The sequence below is a fragment of the Nonomuraea montanisoli genome, assembly GCF_013363975.1.
Lineage (GTDB): Bacteria > Actinomycetota > Actinomycetes > Streptosporangiales > Streptosporangiaceae > Nonomuraea > Nonomuraea montanisoli.
In genome coordinates this window covers 209788-223046 of record NZ_JABWGN010000010.1, presented here as the reverse complement: position 1 = coordinate 223046, position 13259 = coordinate 209788, and the positions used below count along the sequence as shown (strand labels likewise).

At 71.3% G+C, this 13259-nt stretch carries 13 protein-coding genes; 9 read left to right on the top strand and 4 right to left on the bottom strand.

Going from position 1 to position 13259, the window contains the following annotated elements:
- Nucleotides 1–118: 118 nt before the first annotated feature.
- Complete coding sequence (locus HTZ77_RS26430) at nt 119–1300, top strand: NAD(P)/FAD-dependent oxidoreductase (protein ID WP_175592382.1); 1182 nt, start codon at nt 119–121, stop codon at nt 1298–1300.
- Between the two features lie 298 nt (nt 1301–1598).
- Here the strand turns inward: HTZ77_RS26430 and HTZ77_RS26425 are convergent, their stop codons facing one another.
- Together HTZ77_RS26425 and dacB are read right to left on the bottom strand one after the other, a co-directional pair.
- Entirely contained in the window at nt 1599–2417 is an 819-nt protein-coding gene (locus tag HTZ77_RS26425; RefSeq protein WP_235995172.1) for a CAP domain-containing protein, read from the bottom strand.
- 236 nt (nt 2418–2653) lie between these two features.
- Nucleotides 2654–4195 (bottom strand): D-alanyl-D-alanine carboxypeptidase/D-alanyl-D-alanine endopeptidase, encoded by a 1542-nt coding sequence (gene dacB, locus HTZ77_RS26420; RefSeq protein ID WP_175592380.1) that lies wholly within the window; start codon nt 4193–4195, stop codon nt 2654–2656.
- 194 nt (nt 4196–4389) lie between these two features.
- Between dacB and HTZ77_RS26415 the strand changes: the two genes are divergently transcribed.
- The 5 genes from HTZ77_RS26415 (at nt 4390) to HTZ77_RS26395 (ending at nt 7330) form a co-directional block, all read left to right on the top strand.
- Nucleotides 4390–4716 carry a PadR family transcriptional regulator gene (locus HTZ77_RS26415; RefSeq protein ID WP_175592379.1) on the top strand — a complete coding sequence of 109 codons (327 nt, stop codon included), beginning with the start codon at nt 4390–4392 and terminating at the stop codon, nt 4714–4716.
- Entirely contained in the window at nt 4713–5069 is a 357-nt protein-coding gene (locus HTZ77_RS26410; protein ID WP_175592378.1) for a DUF1048 domain-containing protein, read from the top strand. Before HTZ77_RS26415 ends, HTZ77_RS26410 begins: the two co-directional genes overlap by 4 nt.
- Nucleotide 5070: 1 nt before the next feature.
- Complete coding sequence (locus HTZ77_RS26405) at nt 5071–5397, top strand: DUF1048 domain-containing protein (protein ID WP_175592377.1); 327 nt, start codon at nt 5071–5073, stop codon at nt 5395–5397.
- Between the two features lie 368 nt (nt 5398–5765).
- Complete coding sequence (locus HTZ77_RS26400; RefSeq protein ID WP_175592376.1) at nt 5766–6530, top strand: ABC transporter ATP-binding protein; 765 nt, start codon at nt 5766–5768, stop codon at nt 6528–6530.
- Between the two features lie 35 nt (nt 6531–6565).
- Nucleotides 6566–7330, top strand: coding sequence for an ABC transporter permease (locus tag HTZ77_RS26395; RefSeq protein WP_175592375.1), 765 nt, complete (start codon nt 6566–6568; stop codon nt 7328–7330).
- Nucleotides 7331–7461: 131 nt separating this feature from the next.
- Here the strand turns inward: HTZ77_RS26395 and HTZ77_RS26390 are convergent, their stop codons facing one another.
- Nucleotides 7462–8013 carry a DUF1707 and FHA domain-containing protein gene (locus HTZ77_RS26390; protein ID WP_175592374.1) on the bottom strand — a complete coding sequence of 184 codons (552 nt, stop codon included), beginning with the start codon at nt 8011–8013 and terminating at the stop codon, nt 7462–7464.
- Nucleotides 8014–8122: 109 nt separating this feature from the next.
- Between HTZ77_RS26390 and HTZ77_RS26385 the strand changes: the two genes are divergently transcribed.
- Genes HTZ77_RS26385 through HTZ77_RS26375 form a run of 3 tightly spaced genes read left to right on the top strand, consistent with a single transcriptional unit; the run spans nt 8123 to nt 11882 of the window.
- Nucleotides 8123–8635, top strand: coding sequence for a PadR family transcriptional regulator (locus HTZ77_RS26385; protein WP_175592373.1), 513 nt, complete (start codon nt 8123–8125; stop codon nt 8633–8635).
- Nucleotides 8632–9312: an ABC transporter ATP-binding protein gene (locus HTZ77_RS26380; protein WP_175592372.1), complete on the top strand. Its 681-nt coding sequence runs from the start codon at nt 8632–8634 to the stop codon at nt 9310–9312. Before HTZ77_RS26385 ends, HTZ77_RS26380 begins: the two co-directional genes overlap by 4 nt.
- Nucleotides 9309–11882 carry an ABC transporter permease gene (locus HTZ77_RS26375; RefSeq protein ID WP_175592371.1) on the top strand — a complete coding sequence of 858 codons (2574 nt, stop codon included), beginning with the start codon at nt 9309–9311 and terminating at the stop codon, nt 11880–11882. Before HTZ77_RS26380 ends, HTZ77_RS26375 begins: the two co-directional genes overlap by 4 nt.
- Here the strand turns inward: HTZ77_RS26375 and HTZ77_RS26370 are convergent.
- Entirely contained in the window at nt 11842–13203 is a 1362-nt protein-coding gene (locus HTZ77_RS26370; RefSeq protein WP_175592370.1) for an MFS transporter, read from the bottom strand. The two genes, HTZ77_RS26375 and HTZ77_RS26370, sit on opposite strands and share 41 nt — an antisense overlap.
- Between the last annotated feature and the right edge of the window lie 56 nt (nt 13204–13259).

The following is a 13259-nucleotide window of genomic DNA, read 5'->3' as shown; positions in this document are numbered from 1 at the left end:
CTCCTGACGGGCATGCGGATCGCCGTCGAGAACCCGCGCCCGCCACTTCGAGACGACGACGGAACCCGTCGGGTCGTGAGCCTCGAACGCCTGCTGCGATCGAGAAGGAAGACCTCTCATGTCCACGACCGGACACCACACCCCCCATAAGATCGTCGTCATCGGCGGCGGTTACGCCGGAACCCTCGCGGCCAACCATCTGCGGATGCGCGCCGACGTCGACATCACCCTGGTCAATCCGCGCCCGGAGTTCGTCGAGCGGGTGCGGCTGCACCAGTTCGTGGCCGGCACCCGCGACGCCACGGTGGACTACGGCACGCTGCTGGGTGAGGGCATCCACCTGGTGGTCGACAGCGCCACGCGCATCGACACCGCCACCCGCACGGTGGAGCTGGCGTCGGGCCGTGCCCTGGACTACGACTACGTCATCTACGCGGTCGGCAGCACCGCGGCGACACCGTCATCGGTGCCCGGCGCGGCCGAGTTCGCGTTGGACCTCGCGGAGTTCGAGCCCGCGCGGCGGCTGCGCGCCAGGCTGGCCGAGCTGCCCTCCGAGGCGGCGGTCACCGTGGTCGGCGGCGGGTTGACCGGCATCGAGACGGCCGCCGAACTGGCCGAACAAGGACGCGCGGTCACACTGGTGTGCGGCCGGACCCTCGCGCCGTCCTTCGGCGCCCCCGCTCGCCGGTCCATGACCACGTGGCTGACCCGGCACGGCGCCACCGTGATCGAGGCGGCCGTGGTGACCGAGGTCCGGCCGGACGCGGTCGTCTTCGCCGACGGTTCGGTGCGCGCGAGCGCGCTGACCATCTGGGCGGCGGGGTTCGGCGTGCCGGAGTTGGCGGCCGCCAGCGGGCTGCGGACCGACGCGCTCGGCCGCCTGCTCACCGACGAGACGCTGACCAGCATCGACGACGACCACGTCGTCGCGGCCGGGGACGCCGCCGCACCGTCGGGCCGGCCGCTGCGGATGAGCTGCTACGCCGCCGGACCGCTCGGGGCGCAGGCCGCCGACACCGTGCTGAGCCGCATCGCGGGGACCGAACCGGCGGTGATCGACCTGGCTTTCACAGGGGCGTGTGTCAGCCTCGGCCGGCGCACCGGCATCCGGCAGCTCGCCCGCAAGGACGACACCGCCGTGAAGGCCTACGTCGGCGGCCGGGTGGGCGCGGCGATCAAGGAGTTCACCACCAACTTCGCGGTGACGAGGATCCGCCGTGAGGCCCGCAAGCCGGGGTCCGTCCTCTACGTCAAGGGCGGCCCGCGGCTGGAGCAGCCGGCCTCCGTTGCCCGGCCTTGAGCGGTGAGGGTCATGCCGCCGAGTGTGCGGAGGAGCCCGCGCCCCCCGTACGCCTCTTGAGGCTCGGCACGAGGCGAAGCGCGCTTCCTGCGGGAAAGGGCGGGCCCGGCCGCGAGTCCGTGTGCGGGGGAGTCGCGGCCGGGCCCGCCGGGGAGGGGAGCGCCGTGGCGGGCGGTGGGAACCGGCGCGGTGACGCGCTCGGTGGAGGCCAGGCGCTCCCTGGCTCGGCGACCCGACGGTCGATCCGTCGATTCGGCGGGGGAAAGATCGGTGGAGGAAAGAGGCGGCGGGAGAGGCGTCAGTGGGCGGCGAAGTCCTGGGTCCAGTACGGGCCCTTCGCCGCGTGCCCGACGCCGATGTGGGTGAACGAGCAGTTCATGATGTTGGCCCGGTGCCCGGGGCTGTCGAGCCAGCCCTGGACGACCTGGGCGGCGGTCCGCTGTCCCATGGCGATGTTCTCGCCCCACGTCCGGATGGGGGTGAAACCGGCCGCCCGGATGCGGTCGCCGGGGTCGGTCCCGTCCGGGGCGGTGTGGTCGAAGAACCCTTGGGCGACCATGGCGGCCGAGTGGCGCTCGGCGGCGAGGTGGAGCTTGGGGTCGTGCGTGAGGGGGCGGCAGCCGTTCCCGGCCCTGGCCTTGTTGGTCAGGGCGACCACCGCGTCCTCGACGGTGGAGGCGCCGCCGGTGGTGGGCGGGGTCACGCGGGCGCAGGACAGGCCGACCGTACGGGAGCGGCTGGTCCGGCCGCTCTCCTCGACGGCGAGGACGTAGTAGCGGGCCGGCGTGCGGACGCAGCGCAGACCGGCCGTGATCGTGCCGTTGGCGAGGACGCGCGAGCCGCTCTTGACGACGCGGTCGAGGCCGGGCGTGACCTTGGTGATCCGTACCCGGAGGCGGGTGCGGTCGCCGCAGCCGGACCTGGTGGCCGTGCCCCGGATCATGCCCTTGGCGTCGAGGAGCGGCTTGGCGGCCACGACGCGGCAGGCGGCCGAACCGGAGGCGCCGGCCGCTCCGGCGGCGCCGGAGGAGACGGCGGTGTCCGCCGTGGCCGGGACGGGGAAGCTCAATGCCGCCAGACTTCCGAGGCAGGCCAATGCCTGGAGTGGTCTGCGCATGATGTCCTCCGATGGGGGGTTAGACACTGCGTCGAACCCGCATTCTGGTGGGTGCGCATCAGGCATGTCAGGAAAAGCGAGACCATACCTGGAGCTCCAGGTGTCCCAATCGTGATCGAAAGCTGTGCGACCTCGGTAAACCTCTGTGCCTGACGAAGCGTCGGGAAACGCCTCAGCCCGAGCCCCGTCCACGCGGAGGGCTCGGGCTGAGCGTCTGGGCTACGGACCGGGCCGGGTCAGCACTCGGCGGGCTTGAGCCAGGAGCACTCGAGGTCCGGGGTGTCCGTCGCGGCCTGGCGGAGCTGCGGGGCGGCGTCCACCGTGGCGGTGCGGGAGAACTGCGCCAGGCGAATGGCGATCTTGTCCTCGATGTCCTTCGGCGAGCCGGACAGGAACTGGTTCAGCATGATCGAGAAGATCAGCGGCTCGCCCTCGGCGCTGGTGACGTACCCCGACAGCGACGTCACGCCGGTCAGCGAGCCCGTCTTGGCGTGGACGTTGCCGGCGGCCGGCGTGTTGCGCATCCGGCTGCGCAGCGTGCCGCCGACGAAGCGCTCGGCGTTGCCGGCGATGGGCAGGGCCTCGTACCAGGTCTTGAACCACGGCTTGCCGCGCACGGCGGTCAGGAGCTGCGCGATCGAGCCCGGCGAGAAGCCGTCGCGGCGCGACAGGCCGGAGCCGTCCCGCATGTTGATCACCTGCACGCCGTTCGCCTTGGCGAAGTCCGTGGCCACCTTGAGGCCGGCCGCCCAGGTGCCCTGGCCGGAGACCTTGCGGCCCATCGCCTTGGTGAGGATCTCGGCGTGGATGTTGTTGCTCAGCTTCAGGAACGGCACCAGCAGCTCGCTCAGCGGCATCGACTCGTGCTTGGCCAGCTCGGCCGCCCCGGACGGGGCGGCGCCGGTCGTGGTCGGGCCGAGCACGCGCACGCCGTGCTTGTCCAGCGCCTTGCGGAACAGCGAGGAGGCGTAGGCGGTCGCGTCGTCCACGGCCACCCACTCCTGGTACGGGTCGGCCACGGTGCCGGTGATGACGACGGTCCGGCTGTTGTGCTGGCGTTCGATGAGCACGTCGGTGGACGAGCCGACCGTCGCCTTGTTGACGATCTTCAGGTAGTCGGTCTCGGGGGTGGTCGAGACCTTGACCTTGTCGCCGTCGGCCGCCACCGAGACGATCACCGAGCCGGCGTCGTAGTCGCGGTCGGGCGCGGCGGTCAGCGCCGAGATGGGCGCCGCGTAGTACGCCGTCTCGTCGTCCCAGGCCCAGTCGCTGCCGAGCCGGGTGGAGTCGAACCAGGTGTCGTCCGCGACCAGCTTGCCCGTGACGAGCTTGATGCCCGCCGCGGCGACCTTGGCGGCCAGCGCGTCGTAGTCCTCGGCCAGCATGGTCGGGTCGCCGGTGCCGCGCAGCACCAGGTCGCCGGTCAGCGCCGAGCCGATCTTGCGGCCGGCGGACAGGACCGTGGTGGGGAAGCGGTAGTCGAGGCCGAGCGTCTCGGCGGCGGCGGCCGAGGTGAAGAGCTTGGTGTTGGAGGCCGGGATCAACTGCTTGCCGGCGTCGGTGGAGTAGAGCTCCTCGCCGGTGGCGGCGCTCTTGACGACCACGCCGGCCCGGGCGATGGTGAGCCGCGAGTCGGAGAGGATCTTGTTGATGTCCTGGGTCAGGTCGGCCACGCCGGCCGACGGTTCGAGCGCGATCGCGGAGGTGGAGGGGCTGGACGCCCACGCGACGGCCGCGACGAGCGCGCCCGCGACGAGGGAGGCTGAGGTGCGCCGCATGGAGTCTCCAAAGAGCTGGGGGTCTCGCCCTGGATCATGGGGCAGCGCGTACGCGGTGTAATCCGCAAATATCCGTATCTTTCGCCGTTCCGGCGAGCGTCATGGAACACGGAGATCAGGCGCTGGCCCACTACTCGGTGGTGCTGTATAGTGGTACTCGGTACTACAAAGTACCTAGATCGAAGAGGACCACGATGCACGACCTGACGGAGATGCTGAAGGGCACGCTTGAGGGCTGCGTGCTGGAGATCATCGGCGGCGAGGAGACCTACGGCTACGCCATCACGCGTCGGCTGAACGAGCTCGGCTTCGTCGACGTCGTCGAAGGGACGGTTTACACCATCCTGCTGCGGCTGGAGAAGAACGGGCTCGTCCAGGTGACGAAACGACCGTCCGGGGTGGGGCCGCCGCGCAAGTTCTACGCCCTCAACGACGCCGGGCGCGAAGAACTCACAACGTTCTGGGCGAAATGGGAGTACCTCTCATCGCGGATCAACAACCTCAGGGAGGGCGGGAGATGAAGTTCTGGGAGACCATGACGGGCAGCGATCTCACCAGGGAATGGAAGGCGTTCGAGGCGCGGGCCGAGGCGTTGCCGGCCGACCACCGGGCGGCGTGGGAGGAGATCAAGGGACACCTTTCCCTCTACGCGGACTTCACGGGCCGGAACCTGATGCCGATTCTCGACAATGCTCTGGCGCTGCTCGAGGAGACGGCATCCGACGGGCAGAGCATTCGCGAGGTGCTGGGTGACGACATCAAGGGCTTCTGCGCGGCGCTGGCCGGCGGAGAAGGGGCCCGGGGCTATCGCGACCGCTGGCGCGAGCAGTTGAACAGGAACGTGGCGAAGAAGCTGGGCCGGCTGGGAGGCTGACGTGGGCATCCGAGACATCATCGAGGGCAAGAAGCAGTGGCGGGCGCACGTGGCGCGGGTCAAGGCGCTTCCGCCGGACTACCAGATCGTCTACAAGGAGATGCAGAAGTACCTCTTCAAGGTCGGACCGATCGACCTGGTCGACGGGTCGCTGCTCACGGGCATCCTCGAATTCTTCGAGGAGGGCGTCGCGGCCGGCAGGGGAGTCCTGGACCTCACCGGCGATGACGTCGCCGCCTTCTGCGACGGCCTGATCAAGGACTCGCGCACCTACGCGGACGTCTACCAGGAGTCCGTCAGCGGGAAGCCCGGCACGGCCGGGAAGTGACACCCGCCGACCGGTGCCGGCGGAGAAGAGCACCGGATCCCCGACCGTCGACAGCCTTCTCACCCGCCCCCACCTGGCCCAGCCCGCACTCTTGAGGCGACCTGCCGCGACGCCGGCGAGGGCCACGTGCAGGTACGAACCCCGATCCGCGAGGTGAGCAGCCTGCCGCGGTGTCGCGTCGGCGGCCGTGTCAGTACGGCGACAGGCCGGTATCAGCGCTTCCGGCGATGGTGGACGCCATGAACAGCTCACCCGGCCCCACCCGCTCAAGCCTCCGCTAGCACCGGGCCCGCGAACGCAACCCCCTCACCAGCGCCGTCGCCCGCGCTGCCGGCGACACCACCCCCACCACAGGACAGGACAGAGTGATGACGACCCAGCAAGCCCCGGCGATCCAGGTGCACGGCCTGGAGAAGTCGTACAAGGAACTGCACGTGCTGCGCGGCGTGGACTTCGAGGTGGCGCGGGGCAGCATCTTCGCCCTGCTCGGCTCCAACGGAGCGGGCAAGACCACTGCCGTGAAGATCCTGTCCACGCTGCTCAAGGCCGACGCGGGCACGGCCCGCGTGAACGGCTTCGACGTCGCCACGCAGGCCGCGAACGTGCGTGAGTCGATCAGCCTCACCGGGCAGTTCGCCGCCGTGGACGAGATCCTCAGCGGGCGGGAGAACCTGGTGCTGGTCGCCCGGCTGCGGCACCTCAAGAACCCAGGAAAGATCGCCGACGACCTGCTGGAGCGGTTCTCGCTGACCGACGCGGGCGGCCGGAAGGCGGCGACGTACTCGGGAGGCATGCGCCGCCGCCTCGACATCGCGATGAGCCTGATCGGCGATCCGCCGATCATCTTCCTCGACGAGCCGACGACCGGGCTCGACCCCCAGGCCCGCATCGAGGTGTGGCAGGCCGTCAGGGAGCTCGCCGACCAGGGCACGACGGTGCTGCTCACCACGCAGTACCTGGACGAGGCCGAACAGCTCGCCGACCGGATCGCGATCCTGCACGAGGGCCGGATCATCGTCAACGGCACCCTGGCCGAGCTCAAGCAACTGCTCCCGCCCGCCAAGGTCGAGTACGTCGAGAAGCAGCCGACCCTCGAGGACGTCTTCCTCACCCTCGTCGGCACCAAGGCATGACGAACACCGAAGCCACGAAGACCCAAGGAACAGCGATGAGCAAGCACTTCTTCGGCGACACCACCGTCCTGCTGGGACGGTCCCTGCGCCACATCACGCGCAGCCCGGACACCATCATCACGACCGCGATCATGCCGATCGCCATGATGCTGATGTTCGTCTACGTGTTCGGCGGCGCGATCAGAACAGGGTCGGACTCCTCGTACGTGAACTACATGCTGCCCGGCATCCTGCTCATCACGGTCGCCTCGGGCATCGCCTACACCGCGTACCGGCTGTTCATGGACATGAAGGGCGGCATCTTCGAGCGCTTCCAGTCGATGCCGACCGCGCGGTCGTCGGTGCTGTGGGCGCACGTGCTGACCTCGCTGGTCGCCAACCTGATCTCGCTGGTGGTCGTGACGCTCGTGGCCCTGCTCATGGGCTTCCGCTCGGGAGCGGGAGTGTCGGCCTGGCTCGCGGTCGCGGGCATCCTGATCCTGTTCACCCTGGCGCTGACCTGGATCGCCGTCATCCCCGGCCTGTCCGCCAAGACCATGGAAGGCGCGAGCGCGTTCTCCTACCCGCTCATCTTCCTGCCCTTCCTCAGCTCGGCGTTCGTGCCCACCGCCACCATGCCCGGCCCGGTGCGCTTCTTCGCCGAGAACCAGCCGGTGACCTCCATCGTCAACGCCATCCGCGCCCTGTTCACCGGGACGCCGGTCGGCACCGACATCTGGATCGCCCTCGCGTGGTGCGTCGGCATCCTCGTCGTCGCGTACGCCTTCGCCATGAGGACCTACCGCCGCAAGATCTCCTAGGTCGGCCGCATGCCTGCGCGTCAGGCCGGCTTCCCCTTCCCCAGCGGTCACCAGGACCGGCTGGTCACCGGTGACGACCGGGGCCGGTCGGTCCTGAACTGTTTCCGGGGGCCGCGGAAAGAGCCCCCCGGTCAGGTGGAGGGCTGCCCCGAGCTGAGCAGGAAGCCGCAGTCGCCGAACGAGATCTCGTCGCCCGACTTGACCCGGGCCGGCCCCACGAGCCGCCAGCCGTTGAGCCGCGTGCCGTTGAGCGAGCCGAGGTCGACCAGCATCCAGCCGCCGCCCTCCTCGCGCCGCAGCTCGGCGTGGACGCGCGAGACGGTGAGGTCGGACAGGACGAGGTCGCACGCCGCTCCCCGGCCCACCACGTAACGGACGCGATCGTCGTCGGGCAGCGCCAGCCGGGGCAGGCGCGGCCGGCGCCAGGCGGCGCGCAGGCCGGTGGTGAAGTCGGAGGCCGAGGCCACCACGTCGGTCACGCGCTGCCGGAACGTCCTGCGCCGCGGCAGGTCGGCCACCAGACGGTCGAGCTCGTCGCGATTGCGGGCACGCAAAGCCTGGTCCACCCGGCCCACGAAGGTGTCGTGGGAGATGCGGCCCTCCACGGCCCGGTCGCGGAGCTCGCCGATCGCGCGATCACGTTCTCCGTCGGAGGCGCGAAACGGAGGATGCGTCGAGCTCATGCCCCGAGTATCGGGCCAGTGCGCGTTCTCTGTCCAGAAACCGCGCATTCCGCGGCTGTTCCGGCGTTCGGCTTGCCGTGACCATACTCAGTATGCATACTCAGTATCCATGTCGATCAGACACGGGCTCCTCGCGCTGCTGAGCAAGGGGCCGCGGTACGGATATCAGCTCCGGGTGGAATTCGAGGCGTCGACGGGGGCGACCTGGCCGCTCAACATCGGCCAGGTCTACACGACGCTCTCCCGGATGGAACGCGACTCCCTGGTCGCCCCTGGCGGCACCGACGACCAGGGACGGGCGGTCTACACGATCACCGAGGCCGGCCGGGAGGAACTGGGGCGATGGTTCAGCACCCCCGTCGACCAGGCCGGCCGGCCTCGGGACGAGCTGGCCATCAAGCTGGCCATGGCCGTCGCCATGGGGAGCGTGGACGTCCAGGCGGTCATCCTGGCGCAGCGCATGGCCGCGATGCGGACGCTGCAGGACCTCACGCGGGCCAAGCGGACCGCGTCGGGCGGGCTCGCCGAACGGCTCGTCCTCGATTCGTTGATCTTCAAGGCCGAGGCGGAACAGCGCTGGCTGGACCACTGCGAGGCCGTTCTCAGGGAGAAGCACTCATGACTGTGGTGAAGCTGCGGGACGTGACACGCGTCCACGGCGATGTACACGCCCTGAAGGGGGTGAGCCTTGACGTCGCGCGCGGCGAGCTGGTCGCCGTGATGGGACCGTCCGGCTCGGGCAAGTCCACGCTGCTGAACGTGGCGGGCGGCCTCGACCGCCCCACCTCGGGCAGCGTGACCATCGGCGGCACGGACCTGGCCGCCGTCAAGGACCTGGCGGCGCTGCGCCGCCGCGAGGTCGGTTTCGTCTTCCAGGACCTCAACCTCATCCCGTCGCTCACGGCGGCCGAGAACGTGATGCTGCCCCGGGAGCTCGACGGGGTGCGCGCGGGCCGGGCGCGGACCGAGGCGCTGGAGGCCCTGACCGAGGTCGGGGTGCGGGAGATCGCCGACCGCTTCCCCGAGGAGCTGTCCGGGGGGCAGCGGCAGCGGGTCGCCATCGCGCGGGCGCTGGCGGGGGAGCGCCGGCTGCTGCTGGCCGACGAGCCGACCGGCGCGCTCGACACGGCGACCGGCGACGAGATCATGCGGCTGCTGCGCGAGCGCTGCGACGCGGGCGGGGCGGTGCTGCTCGTCACCCACGAGCCCCGGTACGCGGCCTGGGCCGACCGGGTCGTCTACCTGCGCGACGGCGAGATCGTGGACGCCGCAGCCGTCCGGCTGGAGAGCGCCCGATGAGCGCGTTCACCGCCGCGCTGCGCGTCTCCCGCAGGGACGCGCGACGCTTCAAGGGGCGCAGTGCCCTGATCGTGGTGATGATCGGCTTACCGGTGCTCGTCTTCACCGCCCTGTTCACCGGCTACCGCACGCTGCAGGTGAGCCCGCTCGAAGGGCTGACGACCCGGATCGGCGCGGCCGACGCGCGGATCTCCGCCGTGGGGTCCACGGACTTCCCCATCCGCCAGGACTTCTCCGGTGACGCCTGGACGCCCGGCGACACGGCGGGCGCGGAGCAGCGCGAGCCGCAGCAGCGGACGACGGACAAGCTCCGCGCCTTCCTCGGCGGCGCCCGGCTGGTTCCGTTCCGGGACACCAACGTGGAGGCGCGCCTGGCCGACGGCTACGAGCGGATGCTCCTGCTCGAGGGGGATCTGCGCGATCCGCTCGCGCGGGGGATCCGCCGGCTCACGGAGGGCAGGTTCGCCGCCACGCGGGACGAGATCGTCGTCGCCCCGGCACTCGCGGACGCGGGCGTGCGCGTGGGCGACACCCTCAAGGTCACCCGGTGGGACCGCCCCCGAAAAGTCGTCGGCATCGCCGAGAACCCCAACAGGCCCGGCGACATGGAGCTCATCAGCCTTCCCGGCTCGGTCCTGCTCAAGGACAACGCCCCCAACTTCTGGCTCGCCGACACGCCCGCCCCGCTCCAGTGGGACGACGTGCGCAGGCTGAACGCCGTGGGGCTGATGGTCTCGTCCCGCGCCGTCATCGAGGCCGGCGAAACTCCCGGTGATTCCTACCTCCGGGACGAGCGGCTGCAGAACGACACTCTGCTCTGGGTCGCCACCATCGTGATCATCGTCGTCATGGAGACCGTCCTGCTGGCCGGGCCGGCCTTCGCGGTGGGCCTGCGGCGGCGCAGGCGCGAGCTGGCCGTGATCGCGGCCCAGGGCGGGTCGGCCGCCCATCTCAGGGCGATCGTGCTGGCCGACGGCCTGGTGCTGGGCGGTGCCGCCACCGTGCTCGGCGTCCCGCTCGGCGTCGGCGGCGCCTGGCTGGCCGCGCCCTACGTCGCGCGGTCGGGAACGCCCCTCGGGCCGCTGGACGTGCCGTGGGGGCAGGTGCTCGGGGTCGCCGCGCTGGGCCTGGTCAGCGGTCTCGTCGCGGCCGTGGTGCCGGCGGTGCAGGCCGCGCGGCAGAGCCCGGTCCAGGTGCTGTCGGGCCGGGAGGGCGAGGTGGGGGAGATCCGCGCCCGCGGCGGCCGGCCCGTCCTGGGTCTCGTGCTGGTGCTGCTCGGCCTGGGGGCGACGGCGGCGGCGCTGCTCGTGACGCACGAGCGCCGGCTCGCGATCGTGATGGCGTCGGTGCTGGTGGTGCTCGGCCTGGTCGCGCTGATGCCGCGGCTGGTCCGGTTCATGGGACGGCTGGCCCCCGGACTGCCCCTGCCGGCCCGGCTGTCGGTGCGTGACGCCGTACGCCACCGCACGCGCACGGCCTCGGCCGCGGCGGCGGTCATGGCGGCCACCATGGCGGCGGTCGCGGTGGGAGTCGGTGTCACCAGCGCCAACGCGACCGACGAGGCGCGCTACCAGCCTCTCATGCCCGTCGGAACCACGCGGGTGAGCACCTTCGACGGGATCGACGACGCGGCCTGGGCCAAGGTCCGGGACGCCCTCAACCGGAAGCTCCCCGGCGTGGAGCTGATCCCCGGGCAGGCGGTGGTCGGCGTCGAGCGGCTCGCACTGACGGCGGACTTCCGGCAACGGGTGTGCCGGGAGGCGGTGTGTCCCGGTGGACGAGTGATGATCGGGGACGAGCGGCTGCTCGCCTTCCAGCAGGGGCGGCACGACACAGGCGCGGCGTCGGCCTTCGCGGAGGGGAAGGCCGTGGTCTTCGACGGAAGGCTCCTGCGCGACGGCGTGCTGGAGATCGAGGTGCCCCTGAAGATGGACTCGGAACGCGTCAAGCGGATCCGGGTGCCGGCCGTGGTGGCACGGGGCGCCGACGCGCGGCAGGGCGGCGCCGTCGTCCCTTCGGCGGTGTTCACCAAGGAGGGCTACAAGCTGGTCGAGCACGAGCTGTACCTCCGGTATCGCCCGGCCGACGAGGAACGGTTCGAGCAGGATCTGCTGGCGGTGGACATGCGCGTGAACGCGCAGGTTGAGCTCGGCCACGTCGACAGAGACACGGAGATGCTCGTGGCCGCCCTCGCCCTGACCGCGCTCCTGGTGCTCGGCGGCACCTTCGCCGCCACCGGGCTCGCGGCGGCCGACATGCGGCGCGACCTCGACACGCTGTCGGCCGTCGGCGGCGCGCGGCGGACGCGGCGGCTCGTCGTGGCGGCCCAGGCCGCTTTCGTCGCGGGGGTGGGGACCCTCGTGGGGCTGGTGGCGGGTCTGGTCACCGGGATCGCGCTGGCCTTCGCCATGAACTCCGCCTTCGTCATGGCCGGCATGGCGGGATCCACCGTGATCGCGGCCCCGTGGCCCTACCTCGCCGCGATCGTGCTCGGGCTGCCGCTACTGGCCGCGCTGGTGGCGGGCGGGTTCACCCGGACGCGCTGGACGCCGGCGCGCCGCCTGGCCTGAGCCGGTACTTCAGCGTCACCAGCACCGCCAGGAACAGCACCAGCGCCGGGACCGCGGTCTCCCCGAGGAGGACCGCGGTCACGGCGCCGTCCGGCTGCGCCACCGGCCGGCCGGCGTCCGACTCCACGAAGCCGCCCAGCGTCAGCACCGCGCCGAAGATCAACGCCCCGAACGAGCTGACCCCGCTCTCGATCGCCGTCCACAGCCCGGTGAACACCCCGGCCCGCCGCCTGCCCGTCGTCTCGGCGTCCACGGCGATCACGTCGGCGAGCATCGAGAACTCCAGGAGCTGGACGCCCGCGTAGCCGAGGCCCACGACCAGCAGCATCGCGTGCGCGTACCCGGAGCCGAACAGCGGCGTGGCGAGGTTCGCCAGCGTGCCGCCGCCGAACAGCAGCCCGGCAAGGATCATCGCGCCGCGCTTGTCGTAGCGCTTGGCCAGCCACACCCAGGCCGGCATGGTCAGCAGCATCGGTCCCACGAACACCGCGAACAGCGTGCTCGTCATCTTCGGGTCGTCCAGGATGTACGCCGCGAAGTACGGCGCCCCGGCCAGCAGCATGCTGACCGCCATCATCTGCAGGCAGCTCAGCGCGAGCAGCCAGACGAACGCCGAGTTGCCCCGGGCCGCGGCGAACTGCTCGCGCAGGCTGCCCGAGTCCGGCTCGGGCGCGCCGGTCATGGGGGCGCGGGCCGTGCCGAAGAACGAGCCGAGCATCGAGGCCAGCAGCACCGACGCGACGGTCACCGCCATGAGCCGGTAGCTGTCCAGGGTGCCGGCGGGCCCGTCGCTGTTGACGATCGCGGGCGCGACGATGCCGCTGAGCACGGTGGCGCCTCCGACGAAGACCATCCGCCACTGCAGCAGCGAGGTCCGCTCGTGGTAGTCGCCGGTCATCTCGGCGGGCATCGCCTTGTACGGCACCTCGAACAGCGCGTACCCGGTGGCGGCGGCCATGAAGCAGGCCCCGACGTACAGGGCGGCCGGCGCGCCGGTCAGCGGCGGCCCGGCGAAGACCAGGACGAACGCGACCGGCAGTGTGCAGGCTCCGGCCAGCAGCCATGGCCGCCGGGGGCCGAGCCGCGAGGTGGTGCGGTCCGACCAGCGGCCGACGAGGGGGTTGATCACCAGGTCCCACACCTTGGGGGCGGCGACCACCGCACCGGCCAGCCACGCGGGCACGGCCAGGAAGTTCGTCATGTAGTACAGCAGCAGCAGGCCGGGCACGGCGTTGAACGTGGCCGTGCAGAACGACCCGACGCCATACCCGAGGCGCACGCCCCTGGACACGGTGGGGACGCCGGTGGGCGTTGCGATCATGCCCCTCATCTAAACCGAGCGAGGGCTTGTTCGGTAGGGCCCACTTTCGCCTCCCG